At 36.4% G+C, this 24,483-nt stretch carries 19 protein-coding genes; 14 read left to right on the forward strand and 5 right to left on the reverse strand.

All coding sequences use genetic code 11. The features are described 5' to 3' along the window. Position 1 precedes the first annotated feature (1 nt). The 8 genes from BLW20_RS07310 to scpA all read left to right on the forward strand — a co-directional run bounded on the left by BLW20_RS07310 (position 2) and on the right by scpA (position 10,900). Complete coding sequence (locus tag BLW20_RS07310) at positions 2–1,324, forward strand: TolC family protein (protein ID WP_091098299.1); 1,323 nt, start codon at positions 2–4, stop codon at positions 1,322–1,324. 17 nt (positions 1,325–1,341) lie between these two features. Continuing rightward, entirely contained in the window at positions 1,342–2,400 is a 1,059-nt protein-coding gene (locus BLW20_RS07315) for an efflux RND transporter periplasmic adaptor subunit (protein ID WP_091098301.1), read from the forward strand. A gap of 101 nt (positions 2,401–2,501) precedes the next feature. After that, positions 2,502–5,675, forward strand: a complete 3,174-nt coding sequence (locus BLW20_RS07320) for an efflux RND transporter permease subunit (RefSeq protein WP_091098304.1) — start codon at positions 2,502–2,504, stop codon at positions 5,673–5,675. A 122-nt stretch (positions 5,676–5,797) separates the two neighbouring features. Beyond that, entirely contained in the window at positions 5,798–6,004 is a 207-nt protein-coding gene (locus BLW20_RS07325) for a CsbD family protein (RefSeq protein ID WP_091098308.1), read from the forward strand. Between the two features lie 443 nt (positions 6,005–6,447). Beyond that, complete coding sequence (gene udk, locus BLW20_RS07330; RefSeq protein WP_091098311.1) at positions 6,448–7,059, forward strand: uridine kinase; 612 nt, start codon at positions 6,448–6,450, stop codon at positions 7,057–7,059. Between the two features lies 1 nt (position 7,060). Further along, positions 7,061–7,402: an FtsB family cell division protein gene (locus BLW20_RS07335; protein WP_091098315.1), complete on the forward strand. Its 342-nt coding sequence runs from the start codon at positions 7,061–7,063 to the stop codon at positions 7,400–7,402. Positions 7,403–7,414: 12 nt separating this feature from the next. Continuing rightward, positions 7,415–8,773 carry a methylmalonyl-CoA mutase subunit beta gene (locus tag BLW20_RS07340; protein WP_091098320.1) on the forward strand — a complete coding sequence of 453 codons (1,359 nt, stop codon included), beginning with the start codon at positions 7,415–7,417 and terminating at the stop codon, positions 8,771–8,773. After that, positions 8,774–10,900 (forward strand): methylmalonyl-CoA mutase, encoded by a 2,127-nt coding sequence (gene scpA, locus BLW20_RS07345; protein WP_177165052.1) that lies wholly within the window; start codon positions 8,774–8,776, stop codon positions 10,898–10,900. Positions 10,901–11,044: 144 nt separating this feature from the next. On the opposite strand, the gene BLW20_RS07350 is transcribed toward scpA, so the two are convergent. The 5 genes from BLW20_RS07350 to BLW20_RS07370 all read right to left on the reverse strand — a co-directional run bounded on the left by BLW20_RS07350 (position 11,045) and on the right by BLW20_RS07370 (position 17,099). Continuing rightward, positions 11,045–11,608 carry a hypothetical protein gene (locus BLW20_RS07350; RefSeq protein ID WP_091098327.1) on the reverse strand — a complete coding sequence of 188 codons (564 nt, stop codon included), beginning with the start codon at positions 11,606–11,608 and terminating at the stop codon, positions 11,045–11,047. Positions 11,609–11,782: 174 nt separating this feature from the next. Next, the gene (locus BLW20_RS07355; protein ID WP_091098330.1) at positions 11,783–13,321 is read right to left on the reverse strand and encodes an FMN-binding glutamate synthase family protein; all 1,539 of its coding nucleotides are present in this window, start codon (positions 13,319–13,321) and stop codon (positions 11,783–11,785) included. Between the two features lie 182 nt (positions 13,322–13,503). After that, positions 13,504–14,067 (reverse strand): thioredoxin family protein, encoded by a 564-nt coding sequence (locus tag BLW20_RS07360; protein ID WP_091098334.1) that lies wholly within the window; start codon positions 14,065–14,067, stop codon positions 13,504–13,506. A gap of 76 nt (positions 14,068–14,143) precedes the next feature. Continuing rightward, on the reverse strand, positions 14,144–15,589 hold the full coding sequence (locus BLW20_RS07365; RefSeq protein ID WP_091098337.1) for a glyceraldehyde-3-phosphate dehydrogenase: 1,446 nt from the start codon (positions 15,587–15,589) through the stop codon (positions 14,144–14,146). A 118-nt stretch (positions 15,590–15,707) separates the two neighbouring features. After that, entirely contained in the window at positions 15,708–17,099 is a 1,392-nt protein-coding gene (locus BLW20_RS07370) for a trypsin-like peptidase domain-containing protein (RefSeq protein ID WP_091098341.1), read from the reverse strand. Between the two features lie 119 nt (positions 17,100–17,218). Here BLW20_RS07370 and dapF point away from each other — a divergent pair, with 119 nt between their 5' ends. The 6 genes from dapF to BLW20_RS07400 all read left to right on the forward strand — a co-directional run bounded on the left by dapF (position 17,219) and on the right by BLW20_RS07400 (position 24,482). Further along, positions 17,219–18,016: a diaminopimelate epimerase gene (gene dapF, locus BLW20_RS07375; RefSeq protein ID WP_091098346.1), complete on the forward strand. Its 798-nt coding sequence runs from the start codon at positions 17,219–17,221 to the stop codon at positions 18,014–18,016. Beyond that, on the forward strand, positions 18,013–18,546 hold the full coding sequence (locus BLW20_RS07380; RefSeq protein ID WP_091098350.1) for a GNAT family N-acetyltransferase: 534 nt from the start codon (positions 18,013–18,015) through the stop codon (positions 18,544–18,546). Before dapF ends, BLW20_RS07380 begins: the two co-directional genes overlap by 4 nt. Continuing rightward, positions 18,536–19,573, forward strand: a complete 1,038-nt coding sequence (gene mltG / locus BLW20_RS07385; protein WP_091098354.1) for an endolytic transglycosylase MltG — start codon at positions 18,536–18,538, stop codon at positions 19,571–19,573. Before BLW20_RS07380 ends, mltG begins: the two co-directional genes overlap by 11 nt. Positions 19,574–19,675: 102 nt before the next feature. Further along, complete coding sequence (locus BLW20_RS07390; protein WP_091098359.1) at positions 19,676–20,125, forward strand: hypothetical protein; 450 nt, start codon at positions 19,676–19,678, stop codon at positions 20,123–20,125. Positions 20,126–20,231: 106 nt separating this feature from the next. Further along, positions 20,232–21,314 (forward strand): efflux RND transporter periplasmic adaptor subunit, encoded by a 1,083-nt coding sequence (locus BLW20_RS07395; protein WP_397334301.1) that lies wholly within the window; start codon positions 20,232–20,234, stop codon positions 21,312–21,314. A 15-nt stretch (positions 21,315–21,329) separates the two neighbouring features. Beyond that, positions 21,330–24,482: an efflux RND transporter permease subunit gene (locus BLW20_RS07400; RefSeq protein ID WP_091098363.1), complete on the forward strand. Its 3,153-nt coding sequence runs from the start codon at positions 21,330–21,332 to the stop codon at positions 24,480–24,482. The last annotated feature ends 1 nt before the right edge of the window (position 24,483 follow it).

Genomic DNA, 24,483 nt, shown 5'->3' on the forward strand with positions numbered 1-24,483 from the left:
AATGAAATATAGAATTTCAATTTTATTAGCGTTTTTAGGATTCTTTGCCCAGGCACAAGAGCAATTAACGCTTAAAGATGCGGTTAATTACGCTTTGCAAAATAAAGCCGAAGCCGTAAAAGCCCGCTTAGAGGTAGAAAACAGCGAATACCAAATCGATGAAGTTCGTGCCAATGCATTACCACAAATTAGTGCAAATGGTGGTTTAACGTATAATGCTATTATCCCACAAATGGCTTTGGTAATGGGCGATCAGGTACAGGTAATTCAAATGGGGACACCTTGGCAGTCAAACGCTACACTATCGTTAAACCAACAATTATTTAACCAAGCCGTTTTCACAGGGTTAAAAGCAGCAAAGACCACAAGAGAATTTTATAAGATAAACGCACAGTTAACAGAAGAGCAGGTTATTGAAAAAGTTGCAAACAGCTATTATGAAGTATATAAAACCGAATCTCAATTAAAAACCATTGACAAAACCATTGATAACACCACACGCGTTCGCGATGTTATTCAAAGTTTATTTGACAACGGTTTGGCTAAAAAAATAGATTTAGACAGAACCAACGTTACTTTAAACAACCTGAAAAGCAATCGTCAGCAATTGGTAAATGCCTTACAATTACAAGAAAATGCTTTAAAGTATTTAATTGGCATGGATATGAATCAAGATATCAAAATGCCGGAAAATACGTTTGAAGTTACTAAACATGCTTTAGTTGATGAATCTACAAACATTGAAAACAGAACTGAAATTAAGGTGTTGGACAAACAAAGTGAGCTATTAGCCTTAAACAAAAAAGCAACGATGGCTCAAGGTTATCCAAGTTTAAGCATGAACGCAAATTTTGGCTATAATGGTTTTGGTGATACATTTCCCTGGTTTGCCAAACCTGCCGATGGGGTATATTGGTCAGGAACCTCAGCTATAGGTTTAAATTTATCCATTCCTATTTTTAATGGTGGATCAATTCGTGCAAAAGTAAGACAAGCACAGGTTGATATTGAAAAATTAGAAGTTGATAAACGCGATACTCGCTTAGCGTTAGATATGTCATTAAAAAATGCGATAACACAGCTAAATAATTCTTTAATTAGCCTCAACACGCAAAACGAGAATGTGAATTTAGCCAAAGAAGTATTAGACAATGTAGAAAACAATTATAAAGTAGGTCTGGCAACATTAACCGATTTATTAGACGCAGAAACATCTTATGCCGATGCACAAAACAATCACACCAATGCTTTATTAGATTACAAAGTAGCCGAAGTACAATTAATTAAAGCTAAAGGAGAATTAAAATCATTAACACAAGAATAAACTAATTGCATAAAAAAATGAAAAAAGTCATCATAACAGGAATAGTTATTATTGCAGCATTAGCCGGAATAATGTATGTGCTAAATAAAAATAAGGCAACCAATGAAGCACAAACCGCTGTTGTTGCCGAAAAAAACAGTGCGGTTACCGTACGTGTTGAAACAGCCGATTTTAAAGAAGTAAACGGCGAATACATTGCTAACGGAACTTTTATGCCTAAACAAGAAGTGAAAATTTCAGCAGAAACAGCCGGATTGGTCTCTCGTGTTTTAGTTTCAGAAGGATCACATGTAAGTGCAGGGCAAACGTTAGCGGTTATTAAAGCCGACAAGCAAAATGTAAATGTAAGCAATGCACAAGCAGTTTACAACAACGCAAAAGCCGAAGTGACTCGCTTTGAAAGCGCTTATGCTACAGGCGGTGTAACAAAACAACAGTTAGACCAAATGAAGCTACAATTAGAAAATGCCAAAAACAACCTGCAAAGTGCACAACTTACCGCGGGCGATGTTAACATTAAAGCATCGTTTTCAGGAATTATAAATAAAAAGAATATTGAACCGGGATCTTACGTAAATCCGGGAATGGAATTGTTTGAAGTGGTTAACGTTTCTACTTTAAAATTAAAAGTAAATGTTGATGAGAAAAACGTGGGAAGCTTAAAATTAGGTCAATCTATTAAAGTGGAATCTCCGGTAATTGGCGAAAAAGAATTTACAGGTAAAATATCGTTTATTGCTCCAAAAGCAGATGCCAGCTTAAATTTCCCGGTAGAAATGGAAATTCAAAACAATTCGGCAAACGATTTAAAAGCCGGAATGTACGGTAATGCCTATTTTGGAAACAGCCAAACAGCCAACGTATTAATTATACCGCGCACAGCATTTGTGGGAAGCGTAAGCTCTAATCAAGTGTTTGTTTATAAAGACGGAAAAGCCGTGTTGACGAAAGTGGTCTCAGGAAGAACATTCGGAGAATCAATCGAAGTAGTTTCCGGAATTGAAAAAGGTACGCAGGTAATCATATCAGGACAAATCAATTTAACCGACGGAACAGCTGTTCAAATTATTAAATAAAAGCAATAAGTAATCCTTATGCTGTAAACATTGAATATAAAATAAAAATAAACATTTAGGTTATAAATAAAACCTATCGCCTAAAGCACAAATATAAATCAATGAAAATATCTGAAATATCAATAAAAAGACCCAGTGTTATTATCGTACTCTTTTCGATATTAATATTAGGAGGTATCGCATCGTATTTTAGTATGGGATATGAGTTAATCCCTAAATTCGATGTGAACGTAATTACAGTGCAAACGGTTTATCCGGGAGCTGCCCCGTCAGAGGTGGAAACTTCGGTAACCAAAGTAATTGAAGATGCCGTTTCATCGTTAGAAAACGTGAAGAAAATCGAATCAAAATCCATGGAAAGCGTTTCGGTGGTAATGATTACATTGAATACCGGTGCCGATGTGAACTTTTTGCTCACCGATGCCCAACGGAAAATCAACGCCGTAATCAACGATCTGCCCGATGATGCCGAAACTCCTTCGTTAAGTAAATTCTCGTTAGACGATGTGGCGATCATGAACCTTTCGGTTACCTCATCTTTAACAGAAAAAGAGCTGTATGATTTGTTAGATCAAAAAATTCAGCCGGTTTTTGCACGTATCAATGGTGTGGCTAAAGTAGATTTAGTTGGTGGCGAAGAACGTGAAATTCAAGTGAGTGTTAATCCGGAAAAACTTGCCGGTTATGGCTTAACCATCAGTCAGGTTCAACAGATTTTAGCTGCTTCAAATATGGATTTCCCAACCGGGAATATCAAAACAAGAGATAGTCAGACAACCATTCGTTTATCGGGTAAATTTACTTCGTTAGAACAAATGCGTAATTTGCCAATTACCACTCCGTCCGGAACAATGATTCGTTTAAGCGATATTGCCGATGTACAGGATGGTATTAAAGATATTGAAAAAATTGCCCGTATCGATCAAACAAACACGATCTTAATGCAGGTGTACAAACAATCTGATGCCAATGCGGTAGAAGTGTCAAACCTGGTTAAAGAAACCATTGAAGTTGTTCAAAAAGATTATCAAGAACAAAAAGTAGAAGTTTCTGTTGCATCCGATTCTACTGATTATACCATTAGTGCAGCAGATCACGTAATGCTCGATTTAGCCATTGCAGTTGCCCTGGTAGCTTTCATTATGTTGTTTTTCTTACACAGTTTACGCGATGCGGCTATTGCAACCATTGCCATTCCGTTATCGTTAGTAGCTACGTTTATAGGGTTAAAACTTTTTGGTTACACCTTAAACTTAATGTCGTTACTGGGATTATCGTTAGTAGTAGGTATTTTGGTGGATGATGCCATTGTGGTAATCGAAAACATTCACCGTCATATGGAAATGGGGAAAAACAAAGTACGTGCTGCGTTTGATGGTGCCAAAGAAATTGGATTTACCGTAACGGCAATTACTACAGTAATTGTTGTAGTATTCTTACCAATTGCACTATCAACAGGGTTAGTGTCCGATATTTTACGTCAGTTCTGTGTTACCGTAATTGTTTCTACATTATTGTCGTTATTGGTTTCGTTTACGGTGGTACCCTGGTTATATTCCCGTTTCGGAAAATTATCACACATAAGTAAGCATTCTTTCTTTGGAAAAATATTATTTGGTTTTGAGGCAGGATTGTCTAAACTAACCAACGGAATTTCGGATATTTTAAAATGGTCGCTAAAAAACCGTAAAAACAAGATTATTACCTTATTGCTTACATTAGTATTGTTTTTTGCTTCAATAGGGTTAGTTGGCGGCGGATATATTGGTGGTGGATTCTTCCCGGATAGTGATAAAGAAGAATTCTTAATTCAGTTTGAATTAAACAAAGATGCTTCTATTGAACAAACCAACCTGCTAACACAGAAAGCCGAGGCTTATCTTGCTAAAAAGCTTGAAATCGAAAAAATGATTACCACAGTGGGGCAAGCTTCTGATGGTATGATGACAACTTCGGGTACAAAATACAAATCTGAAATTCAGATTTATTTAAAAGACGGTCACAAAAACACAGAACCTACCAAAGTATATGCGGCAAAATTAAAACGCGAAATGGAAAGTTACTTGGTAGGTGCAAAAGTAAAAACCGTTCAAATGGGTATTATGGGAGCCGAACAAGCCCCTATAAACTTAACCGTGATCGCATCATCTCAAGAAGATGCTTTGGAATACGCACGCAAAGCGGCAGATTTATTAGAAAAAATACCGGGAGCAAGTGAAGTGAAGTTAACTTCTGAAGACGGAAATCCTGAAGTAGTAGTAAAATTAGACCGCGACAAAATGAACGCTTTAGGTTTAAATGTTGCCACCGTGGGTCTTACCATGCAAACTGCTTTCTCTGGTAATACAGATACAAAATACCGTGCAGGCGATACAGAATACGACATCAATATTCGTTACGATGAAATTGGTCGTGGAACGATTGACGACGTGAAAACATTGAAATTCATCAATTCAGAAGGACAATCAATCATGTTAGAACAATTTGCCGATATTACTTACGGTTCAGGACCAACATTATTAGAACGTAGAGATAAATCGCCATCAGTTTCTGTTCAGGCACAGGTTGTAGGTAAATCAGAAGGAGATCTTGCAACAGAATGGGAAGCAGAATTTTCTAAATTAGAATTAAAACCGGGCGTTGCCTTTAAATGGGGCGGAAACAAAGAAAATCAAGACGAAGGTTTCGGAACATTAGGTATAGCATTAATGGCAGCTGTGTTATTGGTATATTCAGTAATGGTTCTTCTGTACGACAGTTTTTCTAAACCATTCATCATCTTGTTCTCAATTCCGTTATCGTTCATTGGTGCGTTATTGTTCCTTGCACTTACAAACGAAACATTAAACATCTTTACCATTTTAGGTATCATTATGTTAATTGGTCTGGTAGCTAAGAATGCCATCATGTTGGTAGATTTTGCCAACCATAAAAAAGAATTGGGCTTTAGCACGTATGATGCATTGGTTGCGGCGAACCATGCACGTTTCAGACCCATCTTAATGACTACTATTGCCATGGTAATAGGCATGTTGCCTATTGCTTTAGCTCAAGGTGACGGAGCCGACATAAACCGTGGTTTGGCAATTGTAATTATTGGTGGTTTGATTTCATCGTTATTTTTAACATTAATTATAGTACCTGTTGTTTATTCTATTTTTGATGGAATTGGACGCCGATTCAGAAAAGGCGAAAAAACAAACTACATAGAGTTAATGACTGCCGATTATGAAGAAAACGAGAATTTTGTTGATGAATTCAGCGATAAAAAATAAACTAATTTTCTCTGTTTTTAAGAACGACCTTCGGGTCGTTTTTTTTATTTTATAAGTTAATTAACAGGGTTTTAAATAAAAATAGGTTACATTTATAATCTTAATTTTTAAACTTTATTGCTATGGACAGATTAGAATTAGAAGGAAAATGGAACAGAATCAAAGGAGCCGTTAAACAAAAATATGGCGAATGGTTCGATGATGATAAAGCTTTTGCCGAAGGAAAACTGGATGAATATATTGGAAAAATTCAGGAAAAAACAGGAAGAACAAAAGAAGATATCGAACAAGAATTAAAAGACTGGAAAGATGATGAGAATCACCTTTAGAAAACAGTAAATAGAACAAGAATATTAAAAGCCGGCAATAGTTTCCGGCTTTTTTTTTAATCAATTTCAGTTGATAATTAAAACAAAAAAGGGAAGTAAAAACCTCCCTTTTCATTCATGAAATTTGTCTTCACAAAAATCATACACTTAACTAAAAACATTCAAAAACTACTATCTTAATTCAAATTAATGTTGTTTTTAAATTTGTTAGCAGGAGTGTGCTAAAAAGCACCTTCTCACCACTAACAATTTCTTTTTCATAATTATTCAATAATAATAAAGCAAATGGCATACCACACCGATAATACACCTAAAAAATGGCTTTTCTGCTCATTTGTGTAGAAAAAAATGTAGATATTTTTCACAGAATTCCTAATTTAAGTAATTTTATGACAATCTAAAGTATTTACAATAATTAAGTACATTTGTAAAAACATTTAAAAATGCTTATAATTGGTATAGCAGGCGGAACAGGAAGTGGTAAAACAACTGTGGTTCACCAGATTATGAACGAATTGCCAGAAACAGAAGTGGGTATAATTTCACAAGATTCGTATTACAAAACAAACGATCATCTGTCGATGGACGAACGGGCACTGATAAATTTTGATCATCCAAGAGCCATTGATTTCGATTTACTTTGTAACCATTTAAAAGGATTAAAGCAAGGAAAAAGCATCAATCAGCCGGTTTATTCGTTTGTACATCACAACAGGACAGATGATTATATAATCACGCATCCACGAAAAGTAATGATTGTAGAAGGAATTTTAATTTTAACCAATCCTGAATTAAGAGAATTGTTTGATATTAAAATTTTTGTCCATGCCGATTCAGACGAACGTTTAATTCGCAGGTTAAAACGCGATATTGCAGACAGAGGTCGTGATATGAACGAAGTATTGAACAGATATCAAACTACACTGAAACCTATGCATGAACAGTTTATCGAACCATCAAAAGCATACGCAGATATCATCATTCCAAACGATAAATACAATACGGTGGCAATCGACATCGTACGAACGGTTATCAATAAAAAAATAAACGACTAAAATGAAACAAAAAATCGCGGATTTATTAATAAAATATCCTTTTTTAAAATGGATCACTAACCGATTCATTTTAGCAACCTTATTTTTTATTCTTTGGTTGTTGTTTTTTGATACCTATGCCTATTTTGATCACAGAACCATTGATAAAGAAATAAAGAAATTAGAAGATAACCGCGATTATTATCAGGGCGAAATCAACAGCGACGATAAAAACATTCAAAAATTATATCGTAAAGAAGAAGTTGAAAAATATGCCCGCGAAAAATATTATATGAAACGTGAAAACGAAGACATATATATTATTGACAGCGACAAAGAATATCAAACAGACAAAACTAACTAACAATATATACGTATGTTATTTAACGATTTTGAAAAAGTAACATCCAAACAATGGAAAAATTTGATTCAGTACGAATTAAAAGGTGCCGATTATAATGATACCTTGGTTTGGGAAAGTTTAGAAGGAATAAAAGTTAAGCCTTTTTATCATAACGATGAGGATACTGTTCGCACAGCCGTATCAACAAATAATACGAATTTTTCGGTTGTTCAGGATATTTATGTAAACAATGCCGAAAAATCTGCAACTAAAGCCAATGAAGTGCTGAATCGCGGTGCAGAAAGCATTCGTTTTATTGTTCCAAACGCAGAAATTGATGTGCTGTCCTTATTGAACAATCTTAAAAATCCTAAAGCAGTTTATTTGCAATTATTGTTTTTAGATGCCAATGCGGTAACGAAAATCAATACAGAAGCAGCCAGACTTTCTTTTGAAGTTTTTGTGTTAATTGATCCCATTCATCAATTAGGTTTCGATGGAAATTTCTTTAAAGACGGAAATTCTGACTTTGAAATTTTGAATCAAATCAACAAAAATTCTGATCATATCAATTGGTTAACAGTTAATGCAACAACTTACCAAAATGCCGGTGCCAATATGGTACAGCAAATTGCTTACACATTGGCGCATACCAATGAATATTTAAACCGCGTTGAAAATTTTGGTAAAAACATCACAGTCGAAGTCGCTGTAGGTGGAAATTATTTTTTTGAAATAGCCAAGCTTCGTGCCTTGCGTTTGTCTTTAAATGCGTTAGCAGAAGCTTATTCTTCAACTATTACGTTTCACATTCTGGCAAAACCCACCCGCAGAAATAAAACCATTTACGATTACAACGTGAATATGTTGCGAACCACGACCGAATGTATGAGTGCGATCTTAGGCGGAGCCGATGCGGTTGAAAACCTGGCTTATGATGCTGTCTTTCACAAAACCAACGAATTTGGCGAGCGTATTTCACGCAATCAGTTATTAATGCTAAAAGAAGAAAGTTATTTCGACAAAGTAAACAATCCGGCGGACGGTGCGTATTATATTGAAAATTTAACCCGGCAATTGGCTGAAAAAGGTTTGGAATTGTTTAAAGATATTGAAAAAAACGGCGGATTAATTTCTCAGTTAATTGATGGAACTATTCAGCGAAAAATTTCAGAAAGTGCCCAAAAAGAACAACAATTGTTTGACCAAGGCAAGGAAATCTTACTGGGAACCAACAAATATCCCAATCCGCAAGATCAAATGAAACACGATTTGGAATTGTATCCGTTTGTAAAACAAAATCCAAGAAAAACCCTGATTACTCCAATCATAGAAAAACGCTTGGCTGAAAAATTAGAGCAAGAACGGTTAGAAGCTGAAAAAAATGCATAAATCATGAGAAAAGATATTCAAAATATACAATTACCTTCTCAGAAAAAAGTAATTGAAAACGGAATAAACACGTTTGAAACCGCCGAAGGCATCGAACTAAAGCCGACCTATTCCGAAGCGGATTTAGAAGGTTTGGAACAAATTGGCTTTGCCGCAGGTTTTGCACCTAATTTACGCGGGCCTTATGCAACGATGTACGTGCGTCGTCCGTGGACGATTCGTCAGTATGCAGGATTTTCAACTGCAGAAGAAAGCAATGCGTTTTACCGCAGAAATTTAGCTGCCGGACAAAAAGGACTTTCCGTAGCATTTGATTTGGCAACGCACCGCGGTTACGATTCGGATCACGATCGAGTGGTGGGAGATGTTGGAAAAGCAGGAGTTGCCATTGATTCGGTTGAGGATATGAAAATCCTTTTTGATCAAATTCCGTTGGACCAAATGTCGGTTTCCATGACCATGAACGGAGCGGTATTACCAATTATGGCGTTTTATATCGTAGTGGCAAAAGAACAAGGCGTGGATGAGAAATTACTTTCAGGAACCATTCAAAATGATATTTTAAAGGAATTTATGGTACGTAATACTTATATTTATCCACCAACTCCTTCAATGAAAATCATTGCCGATATTTTTGAATATACAAGTAAAAGAATGCCGAAATTCAACTCGATTTCTATTTCGGGTTACCACATGCAAGAAGCGGGAGCAACGGCAGATATTGAATTGGCTTACACCATTGCTGATGGACTGGAATATGTTCGCACAGGGTTAGCAGCCGGAATGAAAATCGATGAATTTGCACCACGTTTGTCCTTTTTCTGGGCAATTGGTATGAATCACTTTATGGAAATTGCCAAAATGCGTGCCGGTAGAATGATTTGGGCAAAGTTGTTAAAGCAATTCAATCCACAATCAGAAAAATCATTGGCATTGCGTACCCACTGTCAAACTTCGGGGTGGAGTTTAACCGAGCAAGATCCGTTTAATAACGTAGCCCGAACAGCTATTGAAGCGGCCGCCGCGGCGTTTGGTGGAACTCAATCGTTACATACGAATGCTTTGGATGAAGCTATTGCTTTACCTACAGATTTCTCGGCTCGTATTGCTCGTAATACACAGATTTTCTTGCAGGAAGAAACCAAAATTACTAAAACCGTTGATCCGTGGGCCGGAAGTTATTATGTTGAAAGTTTAACGGCAGAAATTGCAGAAAAAGCGTGGAAACTGATTGAAGAAGTAGAATCTTATGGCGGAATGACCAAAGCTATTGAAGCCGGAATTCCGAAAATGCGTATCGAAGAAGCGGCAGCCCGGAAGCAAGCTCGTATTGATTCGGAACAAGATACGATTGTAGGCGTAAACAAATACCGTTTAGAGAAAGAAGATCCTTTACAAATTCTTGAAGTAGATAACCAGGTGGTTCGCCAACAACAAATTGAACGATTAAATTCGATTAAAGCAACCCGCAACAACGATAAAGTAAAAGAGTGTTTAGCAAAATTGACCGAATCTGCAAAAACAGGTCAGGGCAACTTATTGGAACTGGCAGTTGAAGCAGCAGAAAATCGTGCGACGTTAGGAGAAATCTCTGATGCGTTAGAAGAAGTTTTTGGTAGATATAAAGCACAAATTAAAACCATTAGCGGTGTGTACAATAAAGAAATAAAATCAGACGATAACTTTGCAAAAGCGAAGCAATTAGCAGATGAATTTGCTAAATTAGAAGGTCGCCGACCTCGTATTATGATCGCAAAGATGGGGCAGGACGGGCACGACCGCGGAGCAAAAGTAGTTGCTACCGGTTATGCAGATGTAGGTTTTGATGTAGATATGGGACCTTTGTTCCAGACACCTGCTGAAGCCGCCAAGCAAGCTGTTGAAAATGATGTTCACATATTGGGTGTATCTTCTTTAGCTGCCGGACACAAAACACTGGTTCCGCAAGTGATTGAAGAATTAAAAAAATACGGTCGTGAAGATATCATGGTGATTGTGGGCGGGGTAATTCCCACACAAGATTACCAATATTTATTTGATGCCGGAGCAGTTGCCGTTTTTGGTCCTGGAACTAAAATTGCCGATGCTGCCATTACTATTTTAAATATTTTGTTAGATACGGAATAAAACAAAAAGAAGGTGTCCGAAAAGTCAAACAATTAAGTATAGTTGTCATTCCAACGAAGGAGGAATCTCATATAATCAGTACTTTAGATTTTTCGACTTCATTCCGTTTCGCTCAAAATGACACTTTTCGGACAACCTCTTTTGTTATATAATACTTCCTAAAAAATTATCGTTTTCCATAGTTCGCCAAACTTCAATGTTGCTGATATATTTATCTTTATAAGGCAGGCTGCGACAGTTTAGCTGTATTTTAGAAACTTTGTTTATATCTACCAAAAAGTGATTATCTTCCCAAAAGTAACAGTACAAATCATTTTCTCTTTTGTTTATCGGTGTAAATCTGGCAAAAACCTTTGTTCTACCTTTTACAATTTGCTTTTGTAAAACTTCAAACTTATCCTTTTCAAAATAAGTACGGACGACAATTAAGGGATTGTCTTCACTTTTAGGGAGTTTTTTGTAAGAGTGCAGATAGAAATCGGTGGTTAATTTATTATTTATAAATTTTGTAGCCGCATCAAAATCAAAGACAAATAATTGTTCTTTATTGTTTAAATCGCGCTTGTCAAAATCTTTTGCCAAAAGTAGTATTTGGTTTATGCCTTTGTAAAAATTATATGAAACCAGTAGCTCAAAATAATTAATTTTTTTGCCTTCTTTGTAATAAAATCGCGGAGATACTTGGTCTATTGTTCCTGTTATGATCATTAAATTTACTTGTCTTTAATTACAGATTTGTTTTTGTTATTTTTAACTACAAAACCAAATGACAAATATAGTGATTTTGAATGATTGTAAAACGAATTTATTTTAAGCGGGATTACACAAAATATAAATGAAATAAAAAAAGGAAAGTTCTATAGAATTTTCCTTTTTATTGTTTTAAGTTGCAGGAACATCTCTAAAGTACATTTCTGCAAACGACATATTTTTGCCGTGTTCTATTCGTTTGTGGAAAACTGCCGGACTTACTTCGTTTGGTTTAGAGAAACCGCAGGCTCCGATAAATTCACCAAAAGCTTTCATGGTATTTTTATGGAACGTTGCCACACGAACCGATTTATCGGTAATATCCATACCTTCGTATAACAAAGGATCTTGTGTTGCAATACCTACCGGACAGTGTCCGCTGTCGCATTGTAACGCCTGGATGCAACCCAATGCAAACATCATTCCGCGTGCACTGTAACAAGCATCGGCACCCAATGCCATATTTTTTGCCAAATCGAAAGCTGAAATTACTTTACCCGACGCTAATATTTTGATATGTTGACGAACACCAAACTGTTTTAATGTTTTGTTGGCAAATACCAAAGCATCAGATAACGCCATACCCATATAATCGATGAATTCTAAAGGTGCGGCTCCTGTTCCTCCTTCAGCACCGTCAATGGTTATGAAATCGGGATAAATTTTTGTTTCGCTGATGGCTTTTATAATGTCGATAAATTCATCTTTTCTACCAATACAGATTTTAAAACCAACGGGTTTTCCACCGCTTAATTTACGTAGTTTACCAATGAAATGAGCTAATTCTGTAGCATTGCTGAAAGCAGAATGAGATGATGGTGAATGAACCGTGGTAAAAGGTTTAACGTTACGAATTTGCGAAACCTCTAACGTGTTTTTCTCAGCAGGTAATAATCCTCCGTGTCCTGGTTTTGCTCCTTGTGATAATTTTAATTCGATCATCTTTACTTCCGGATATTGAGATCTTTCGGCAAATAAGGTATCGTTAAAAAAACCGTGTTCATCCCGACAGCCAAAATACCCTGTACCAATCTGCCAAATTAAATCACCGCCCGATCTGTGATAAGGTGAAATTCCACCTTCGCCTGTATTATGGGCAAATCCGCCTAATTTAGCTCCTTTGTTTAAAGAAATAATCGCTTTTTTGCTCAATGCACCATAACTCATTGCACTGATATTGTAAATACTTGCACTGTATGGTTGCGAACATTGTTCGTTACCTATTGAGGTACGGAAATTAAAGTCGGAAATAATCTTGGGATAAACGGAATGCGACGCCCATTCATAACCAATACGGTTAGGGTCGTCTTGCATACCAAATGATACGGTTTGTTTTTCGTTTTTTGCACGTTGGTAAACAATAGAGCGTTCACGACGGTTAAACGGTTTTCCGTCTAATTCGCCTTCCCAGAAATACTGGCGTAATTCCGGACGGATTTCTTCCAACATATATCGTAAACGACCAATTATCGGATAGTTTTTACGAATGGTGTGTTTTGTTTGAAAAGCATCTTTAAATGCCAGATAAAATAAGATTACCGGAACAATGAGTGTTAAGAAACTCCAGCTTTTAAAGAAAACTAAATATAATGCTACAATTAAATAAGTAATTATAAATGCCCAAATAACTTGTCTAATTACAAAACGATTTAAAAATTTTTGGTGTAACATGATTTTTTAAATACAAAAATTGTTGTTGGTTAATGTTTTTATCAAACATCTATTTTTCTTTATGACTATTTGATTAATAAAGGGTTTTAATATTGTATAATTATGCTTTATTAAAAAAACAGCTCTCTTTTTTATCAGAAAAAGAAAAATAGTGTTCGCAAAGGTAATAAACATTTTAATTATTAAAGGCTATTTTTCCATTTAATATTACAACCTATGCTTGGTTTCTGTATTGGATTTATCGAACGTTTGTACAATAAAGAATCTATGGCATTTCTAAGGTCGCTTCCGCTGATGGATATTCCGTTTTGTGGACGCGAATCGTCTAATTGTCCGCGATAGACCAATTTGTTTTGTGCGTCAAAAAGATAAAAATCGGGCGTACAGGCTGCATTGTAATTTTTTGCCATTTCCTGGGTTTCATCGTACAGGTAAGGAAAACTGAATTTATTCTGGTAAGCAAATTCGGTCATTTTATCAGGGGCATCGTCAGGATAAGCGATCGCATCATTGCTTGATACGGCCACAAAGCCAATGCCTTGCACCCGATAATCATTAGCGATGCGAACGATCTCTTCAATAACGTGTAAAACAAACGGACAATGATTACAGATAAACAAAACTACTGTTCCGTGATTTCCTTTTACATCGTTAAGTGATTTCCATTCACTACTGTTGGTATCGGGTAAATAAAAATCTGGAGCTATTGTTCCTAATGCTAACATATTTGATGGTGTACGAGCCATTTTTTTAGTTTTATGCTAAGATAAACTAAAAAAGCCAACTGTGAAAAGCTGGCTTTTAAATATTTAGGTTTGTCTATTAATAATAAACGTATCTGCGAACTTTGGCAATGTGTTTTGCCAAACGAATTACCTGGTGGCTGTAACCATATTCGTTATCGTACCAGATGTATAAAACAACATTTTTACCATCGGCAGAAACAATTGTAGCATTAGAATCGTAAATCGCAGGAGCAGATGTACCAACGATGTCCGAAGAAACCAATTCGTTGTTTAATGAGTATTTAATCTGCTCTACCAATTCGCCTTCTAAAGCGTATTTTTTCATGATTTTGTTTAAATCTTCTACCGAAGTTTGTTTGCCAACTTCTAAGTTTAACACTACTAATGAACCGTTTGGAACCGGTACACGAATGGCGTTTGAGGTTAACTTTCCTGCTAAACTTGGCAACGCTTTTGCAACTGCAGAACCAGCACCTGTTTCGGTAATTACCATGTTTAATGCAGCTGCTCTACCACGACGGTATTTTTTGTGCATGTTATCAACCAAATTTTGATCGTTTGTATAAGCGTGTATTGTTTCTAAATGTCCTTTTACCACACCTAAAGTTTCTTCTAAAGCAGCTAAAACCGGAGTAATTGCATTTGTTGTACAAGAAGCAGCAGACCAAATGGGTGTTTCGTCGATATTGTAATTTTCGTGATTTACACCGTAAACGATATTTGGAACACCTTTACCCGGAGCTGTTAACAATACTTTGCTTGCTCCTTTTGATTTTAAATGACGAGACAAAGCGGCTTCGTCTTTAAAAACACCGGTGTTGTCAATAATTAATGCGTCGTTGATTCCGTATTGTGTGTAATCGATATCTTCTGGTTGTGCAGCAGAAATCATACGAACAGGAGTTCCGTTGATGATTAATGATTCATTTTCAACATCAACACCCACAGAACCTTCAAAATCTCCGTGAATAGAATCCAAACGCAATAATGAAGCACGTTTTTCTAATGATAATTCATCGTTCTTATCACGGGTAACAATGGCTTTTAAACGCAATTGTTGACCTTTGCCAATTTTAGCCATTAATTCGCGTGCCAATAAACGACCAATACGTCCAAAACCGTATAAAACAACATCTTTTGGCTGAATTGCCTGATTGTCTTTAGCATTCTTTAATTTGTCAACAACAAATGATAACGAATCGTTGTATTTGTTGTCCTCCAAATGGAATTCATAAGTTAATTTACCAATATCAATACGTGCAGGCGGTAAATCTGCTGTTTGAATGGCACGTGCAATTTCTACAGTGTCGAAAACATTTATTGGTTTTTCAACAAACTTAACTGCGTATTCGTGCAAGTTGATAATATCGCTTACTGTACGATCAATTAACTGATTTCTAAAGAAAACCAATTCAATTGATTTGTCATACCATAAATCGTTAACGATTTTAATAAACTCTACGCAAGCTTTTCTTCTGTCTGCCTGGAAAGCCAATTCCTTTTCGTATAAATTATTTTCCATTTGTGGTGTAAATTGTGTTGTATTTAAAAAGTTGTACAAAAATATTAAATTTTATGATATAGAAGTACATATAATAAAAAAAGTAGATTTTCAATCAAAAATCTACTTTTTAAATAGTTTATAAAATTAGTCGTAACCGTTCGCCTCGCGGTGTGATTAAATCTATGCGAAGCTGTTGGTCGTTTAAGTGAGAAAGCACTTCATTTGCCATTTCTGTATTTTTTATTTTGTTGCCGTTAATTGCTAAAACAACAGCATTTTTCAGTTCGTTTTCATAAGCTTTAAAGCGTTTATTGGATATGCTGTTTATTTTTACACCGTAATCAATTCCTAATGCTTTTTGTTCAGATGAAGAAAGATTTTCAATTTCAAATCCGTTAAACTGAATCTGTGCCAGTTCTTTTTTAGACAACGTAACCATTAGTTCTTTTTCTTGGTTGTTGCGTTTTAAAATTACTTTTACTTTATCATTGGGACGTTTAGTGGCAATAATGCTGTTTAAATCAAGGAACGAATTAATGGTTCGGTCATCTACCTTATATATAATGTCGCCTTTTTTAATACCGGCAATTTCTGCTCCCGAATTTTTGGTTACATTTTCTACATAAAAACCGTGTTTAAAATTCAGTTTGTTTTCTGCTGCCACCTGACTGTTGATTTCAAATCCCTGAACGCCTAAAATACCTTGCTGTACTTTGCCGTATTCCATTAAATCGTTCACAATTTTGCGAGTCATATTAGACGGAATGGCAAACGAATAACCCACATACGATCCCGTGGCAGACGAAATCATGGTATTGATGCCAATTAAATCACCATTGCTGTTAACCAAGGCACCGCCAGAGTTTCCCGGATTCACGGCAGCATCGGTTTGAATAAATGACTGAATGCCGTTTTCAGATAAATTTCTTGCTTTGGCTGATACAATGCCGGCAGTAACGGTAGATGTCAGGTTATACGGATTTCCTACAGCTAACACCCAATCGCCTACATTGATGGCATCAGAATCGGCAAAAGTGGCAAAAGGCAGTTTTTCGTTGGTATTAATTTTTAATAAAGCAATGTCCATTTTAGAATCGGTTCCAATCAGTTTTGCTTTAAAGGTACGGTTGTCGTTCAATGTAATTTCCAATTCACTGGCATTCTGAATCACGTGGTTATTGGTTACAATATATCCGTCTTCAGAAATAATTACTCCCGAACCGGTTCCCACTTGTGCATACGTTTGTCCGCCCTGGTATCCGTAAAAATATTCCATAATAGGATTTCTGGGCGTATTGCGAAAGGATACATTTTTAACGTGAACCACCGTGTGAATTGATTTTTCGGCGGCTGTCTTAAAATCAGGAGTTTCAAAAGCGGTATTGCTTATATTTCTTAAAGGAGCACTTGTAGTAAGGTTCGTAGTGGTTTTTAAAAAAGCAGTATCTTCAAAAAATAATTTGTAAGATCCCAACGTTACAACACCACTTAACAACGATGTTGCCAAAATAGTTCCAATATTTTTCATAGTTTTATGTAATGTTTGTTTATTTAACAATAAAGTTATGATAAATGAAAATTGCTTAAAAGTGGTTTAACGCCTGTTAACACATCTTAACGAAGCTTTAATAATTGTATCTTTGTACCATGGAAAAGTTAACTTTTTTTAAATATCAGGGAACCGGCAACGATTTTGTAATGATTGACAACAGAACCGGATTTTTTCCTAAAGAAAACGTGCAGTTAATCAATTTTTTGTGTGACCGCAGATTTGGTATTGGTGGCGACGGGTTGATTTTATTAGAAAATGATTCCTCTGCCGATTTTAAAATGGTGTATTACAATGCCGATGGCAACGAAAGTACCATGTGTGGCAATGGCGGCAGATGTATCGTTGCTTTTGCACACGATTTAGGCATCATAGATAAGCAAACCACGTTTAATGCAATTGACGGGTTGCATAATGCCACAGTAAATGAAAACGCCACCATTGCATTACAAATGATTGATGTGGATAAAAAATCAATTAAAATAAATGATGATTTTACGTTTTTGTTTACCGGATCGCCTCACCATGTAGCAGTAGTAAATAACGTAGAAAATTTTGATGTTTTTACCCACGGAAAACAAATTCGTTACAGTGATTTATATGCTCCCGGCGGAACCAATGTCAATTTTGTGGAACAATTGAATAGTGAACGTTTTAAAATCCGCACGTATGAACGCGGCGTGGAAGATGAAACATTGTCTTGCGGAACGGGTGCTACAGCCGTTGCCGTTGCAATGAATGTTTTAGGAATAACCACTTCAAATAAAATCGCTGTTCAGGTAGAAGGCGGTGATTTGCAAATTACCTTTGACCAGAATCAGGAAAAATATTTTAATGTGATGCTTAACGGAGCGGCTAAACAGGTTTTTAAAGGAGAAATTTCTGTAAAAGAATGAATTTAAAAGGAAACCATATTTATTTGCGTGCATTAGAACCTGAAGATTTATCATTTTTATATGAAATTGAAAATGACGAAAGCTTGTGGGAAATCAGTCATACGCAAGCACCTTATTCCAAGTGGTTGTTGAAGAATTATTTAGAAAACAGCCATCAGGATATTTATGAAGCAAAACAACTGCGTTTGGCAATTGTTGAAAATGATACCCATCGTTTATACGGATTAATCGATTTATTTGATTTTGACCCGAAAAACAACCGTGCCGGCTTGGGAATCGTCATAAAAAATCATTTAGAAAGAAACAAAGGCACAGGCACCGAAGCGGTAAAATTACTATTGAATTATTGTTTTACGATCTTAAACCTTCATCAAATATATGTTAATGTTGCTGTAACAAATGAAGCAAGTATCAAGCTTTTTTCTAAATTTGGCTTCCAGTTAATCGGTGTAAAAAAACAATGGAACAGAACAGGTTCCACTTATGTTGATGAAGCACTTTATCAGTTAATAAATCCTAATGAAAGTTAATAAATTTATAAGTTACACGGCAATAATCGGCATTTTAATTGCTTTGGGTTTCGCCTATTCACTGTACAGAAAAGCTTTTACGCCAAATACTAATTTTACGCAGGCAAGCGTGTATGTTCACATTCCTACAGATGCTACTCAGGCTCAAATCCAGGATTCGTTAAAAAAATATGTAGAAAATTATGAGTCTTTAGAAAGTCTTTTTTCAAAATTAGGTCAGGCAGGAACCATAGCACCCGGAAGGTATCTTATAGAAAACGGTGACAACAATTACCGTATTGTAAGACATTTGCGTTACAATGTGCCGGTGCGTTTAACGTTTAACAATCAGGAAACTTTAGAAAAATTGTTACAGCGTATTGCTTCACAAGTTGAACCCGAAATTGCCGATTTATATCAAACATTTACCGAACCTGAATTTCTGAAAGAAATGGGAATGACCAAGAGCAGTGTCTTGGCAATGTGTATGCCCAACACTTATGAAGTTTATTGGAACACCACTCCTTTAAAAATCAGAAATATTTTACAGAAAGAATACGTTCGTTTTTGGAACGCAGAACGTCAGGAAAAAGCAAAAGCTTTGGGATTAACACCCGTTCAGGTGTCGTCATTGGCAGCAATTGTGCAAAAAGAAACAGCTAAAGTAGATGAACGTCCAAAGGTAGCCGGGGCTTATTTAAACAGATTAAAACGAGATATGTTGCTCCAGGCAGATCCCACAGTTGTCTATTCCAAAAAAGCATTGACCAATGATTTTGATCAGATCATTAAACGGGTTTATTTAAAAGATTTGGCATTAGATCATCCCTTTAATACATATAGATACAAAGGAATTCCCGAAGGTTTAATAGCTATGCCCGATGAAAGTTCTATTGATGCAGTACTAAATGCCGAAAAACACGATTATGTTTATTTTTGTGCAAGCGTAGAACGTTTAGGATACCACGAATTTGCATCGACTTTAGAAGAACACGCCAAAAACCGTGAAAAATATACAAAATGGCTGAACGAACAACATATTGAGTAATGGTGTTTGTAGAAGTTTAAAAGAATTACTTGTTAATTTAACTTTTATTTAGGATGAATCACCGTTTGCGTTTTTATTCTTTTAAATAATTTTACGCGCAGAATGAAAAATCAATTCCAGAAATATTATTTCTTGTTAACTGCCCTACTTATCGTAGTACTAGGGCATTTTTCAAACCAGTCGTATGCAGTACCATTAGGCTCGAAAAGTACGCAGTTAAACGCTTTGGACCTTCATTCTGTACAAAACCCTTTAGAACAAAACAATTTTACCAGAGAAACTAACGAATTTTTTCATAAAGATTCTGTTAATTACACTTTTGTAGATCATTTAAAAGGGAACATTTCTGAAAGCGAATTTGAAATCACTACAACGCTTAAATTTCAGGAAATTGAACCTCTTTTAAAGTATAATGATTTACCGCGTTTTATTTCTTCTGCGGTAGCTGATTTTCACAGCAGAAAAAGTGCGTTGATTCTTTCTGAATTTTCACAATTTTACTCTTCACTAAACAATGCACTGTACCTGAAATTCAGAGTGATCAGGCTGTGATTTTTAATGATTTTTTTGATTTTACGCATACATTCATTCTAAAGGATTGAATGCTGAAAAGCGTATGCCTTATTTAAATTCAATAATCATTAAAATAATTAATATGATAAAGAAAAGTCTTATGTTTTTAAGCTTAACTGTAGCTTTTTTACATATAGGTTGCCAGTCTAATAAAGAAGAAAAAAACGAAAAAGTTACCCTTTCAGTTACAAGCCCGGTAGTAAAAGATACCGTGATTTTAGAAGATTATGTAGCACAGATACGGTCTATAAATCACATTGAACTTCGGGCACAAGAAAAAGGATATTTGCAAAAAATATTTGTTGATGAGGGGCAATTTGTTAAAAAAGGACAATTGTTGTTCAAAATTATGCCGAATCTTTATGAAGCAGATGTAAACCGTGCAAAAGCAGAGGTGAATTATGCCGAAATTGAATACAAAAACGCCAAACAACTTTTTGATAATAATGTAGTAGCATCTACCGAGCTTGCTATGGCTAAAGCGAAATACGACAAGGCGAAAGCCGAATTGGCAGCAATGAATACCCATTTACAGTTTACCGAAATCAGAGCTCCTTTTGATGGAATTATTGATCGTTTCCACGTGCGTTTGGGTAGTTTAATTGATGAAGGAGATTTGCTTACTGAATTATCAGACAACAGCAAAATGTGGGTTTATTTTAATGTGCCCGAAGCAGAATATTTAGATCAAATGAGCAACAAATCAAAAGATAGTTTATTGCAGGTTGATCTTAAAATGGCAAATGGCAAAATGTTTGAAAATAAAGGGGTAGTGGAAACCATTGAGGCAGATTTTGATAACGAAACCGGAAACATTGCGTACCGTGCCACGTTCCCTAATCCTAAAGGATTGTTGCGTTTTGGCGAAACCGGAAACGTTGTTATTACCACTCCGTTAAAAAATGCGGTGCTTATTCCGCAAAAAGCAACCTACGAGGTTTTAGATAAAAAATATGTCTTCGTTGTAACAAAAGACAATACTGTTAAAGCACGCGAAGTAAAAATCGCGGCTGAAATTCCGCATATTTATGTTATTGCATCCGGATTGAAAAAAGAAGACAAAATTCTTTTAGACGGTTTGCGATTGGTTAAAGAAAACGACAAAATATCTTACAAATTCATCACTCCGGAAAAGGCAATGTCGAGTCTTGAACTTTATGCAGAATAATTAAAACAGTAAAATATGTTTAAAAAAGTTATACACAGACCGGTATTCGCCATTGTAATATCGATCGTAATCCTCTTTGTGGGATCATTGGCAATTAAACAGTTGCCCACCTCACAGTTTCCGCAGATTGCACCAACCACAGTAAGCGTTTTTATTGCTTATCCGGGTGCAAGTGCCGATGTATTGGTAAAATCATCATTGATTACTTTAGAAAATGCCATTAATGGTGTACAGGGAATGCGGTACATTGCTACCGATGCCACAAGTGCCGGCGAAGCCACACTGAATGTTATTTTTGAACCGGGAACCGACCCCAACGAAGCTGTGGTACTGGTCAAAACGCGGGTAGATCAGGTGATGCCTTTATTGCCCGAACTGGTTCAGAAAGAAGGGGTTATTGTAACGCCTATCCAGCCAAGTATGTTGATGTATGTGAACCTGTACAGCAAAAATAAAAGTATGGACGAAAAATTTCTGTACAATTACGCAACCGTAAATATCATTCCTGAAATCAACCGGGTGACAGGTATTGCACAGGCAAAAATTCTGGGAAGCCGTCGGTATGCTATGCGTGTTTGGCTGAACCCTGAGCGCATGCGTGCTTACAACGTTTCTGTTGATGAGGTTATGAATGCCATTGGCGAACAAAGCATCATTGGTCGTCCAGGAAGAATTGGGCAAAGTTCCGGTATCGCAGCACAATCGTTAGAATATGTACTTACTTATAAAGGACAATACAATACGCCCGAAGAATACGAAGCGATTATTATCCGTGCCAATTCAAAAGGAGAAAGCATCAAGTTAAAAGACATTGCTAAGGTTGAATTAGGGAGTGAATTTTTTGATATATATTCTAATTTAGATGGCGATCCGGCTGCTTCGATCATGTTGAAACAAAATTACGGAAGTAATGCCAACGAAGTAATTGAGCAGGTTAAATTGAAATTAGAGGAAATGAAACAAAATTTTCCTCCGGGTGTTGATTATAAAATAAGTTACGATGTATCTCAATTTTTAGATGCGTCTATTGAACAGGTAATTCACACTTTGCGCGATGCATTTATCCTTGTAGCCGTAGTGGTTTTCCTTTTCTTGGGCGATTGGCGTTCTACGCTGATTCCTATTATTGCCGTACCGGTTTCACTGATCGGAGCGTTCTTTGTAATTCAGCTTTTTGGTATGTCTATCAACTTGGTAACATTATTTGCATTGGTATTGGCAATTGGTATTGTGGTCGATGATGCAATTGTTGTTGTAGAAGCAGTTCACGCCAAAATGGAAGAAAAGCATTGTTCGCCTTATAAAGCGGTTAAAGAAGTAATGGGCGAAATCAGCGGAGCCATTATAGCAATTACAATGGTAATGGTTTCTGTGTTTTTACCCATTTCGTTTATGACCGGGCCTGTAGGTACATTCTACCGCCAGTTTTCTATTACCATGGCAAGCTCTATTGTAATTTCGGCTGTAATTGCCCTTACATTAACTCCGGTGTTATGTGCCATCTTGCTGAAAAATACTCACGGCCAACCTAAAAAAGTAAACTTAATTACGCGTTTTATCGATGCTTTTAACCGTGGGTTTGATAAATTAACGGGGAAATATGCTGGTATTTTAAGAAAAATTGTCAGCAGAAAATCAGTAACGTGGGCAATTTTATTGATTTTTTGTGCCGGAATTTATGTAGAGAACCAGTTTTTACCGGGCGGATTTATTCCAAGTGAAGACCAAGGAACCATTTATGCCATTATTCAAACCCCACCGGGATCAACATTAGAACAGACCAATCAGGTAGCACGTAAGCTGCAAGAAATCTGTAAAAAAGTCGATGGTGTAGAATCAGTTTCTTCTTTGGCTGGATATGAGATCATGACCGAAGGTCGTGGTTCTAATGCCGGAACGTGTTTAATCAACCTTAAAAGTTGGGGCGATCGCGAACATTCGGTAACAGAAATAATGGAGGAGCTGGAAGGAAAAACCAAAGGATTGGGTGCGGTGATTGAATTTTTTGAACCACCTGCAATTCCCGGATTTGGTTCATCGGGCGGATTTTCGATGCGTTTACTTGATCAGAACACCACAACCGATTACCACGAATTCGATAAAATCAACAAAGAATTTATTACCAATTTAAGCAAGCGAAAAGAGCTTACCGGTGTGTTTACTTTTTTTGCAGCCAATTACCCACAATACGAATTAGAATTTGACAACAATGCTGCCATGCAAAAAGGTGTTTCAATTGGTAAGGCAATGGAAAATCTTAATATTTTAATTGGTAGTACGTATGAGCAAGGGTTTATCCGTTTTGGACAATTCTTTAAAGTTTATGTACAATCATCGCCCGAATTCAGAAGTTTACCGTCGGATATTTTAAATCTGTATGTAAAAAACGATCATGGCGAAATGGTTCCTTATTCCTCTTTTATGAAATTGAAAAAGACACAGGGACCTAACGAAATTACACGTTACAATATGTACAATTCGGCATCAATTCGCGGGCTTCCGGCACCGGGATACACCACCGCCGATGCCATTCAGGCAATTAACGAAACAGCTTTGAAAACATTACCGCACGGTTACAAGATTGCTTGGGAAGGATTGTCTTTTGACGAAGCTCAAAGAGGAAATGAAGCTTTGTATGTATTTGGCGTTGTGTTAATCTTTGTTTACCTGGTATTGGCAGCACAATACGAAAGTTTTATTTTGCCGTTAGCCGTGATTTTATCGTTGCCTGTCGGGGTTTTTGGATCGTTTTTTATGCTGAAAGCAATGGGCTTGGCAAATGATATTTATGCGCAGGTGGGATTGATCATGTTGATTGGATTGCTCGGTAAAAATGCAGTATTGATTGTAGAATATGCCGTGCAGAAAAGGCAAAAAGGAGCTACCATTTTAGATGCAGCAATTGAAGCGGCTACTGTTCGTTTTCGTCCCATTTTAATGACATCTTTTGCTTTTATTGCCGGGTTGATTCCGCTGATTTTCGCAAGAGGGGCAGGAGCCATCGGTAATCATACAATTGGTGCATCGGCACTTGGCGGAATGCTCTTTGGAACACTGTTCGGAGTACTTATTATTCCGGGATTGTATTACATTTTTGCTAAACTGGCAGATGGCAGAAAAATGATTAAAAACGAAAACGAAAGTCCATTAACAAAAGACCTTTATTAAT

It is taken from the genome of Paenimyroides marinum, assembly GCF_900108395.1.
Classification (GTDB): Bacteria; Bacteroidota; Bacteroidia; order Flavobacteriales; family Flavobacteriaceae; genus Flavobacterium; species Flavobacterium marinum.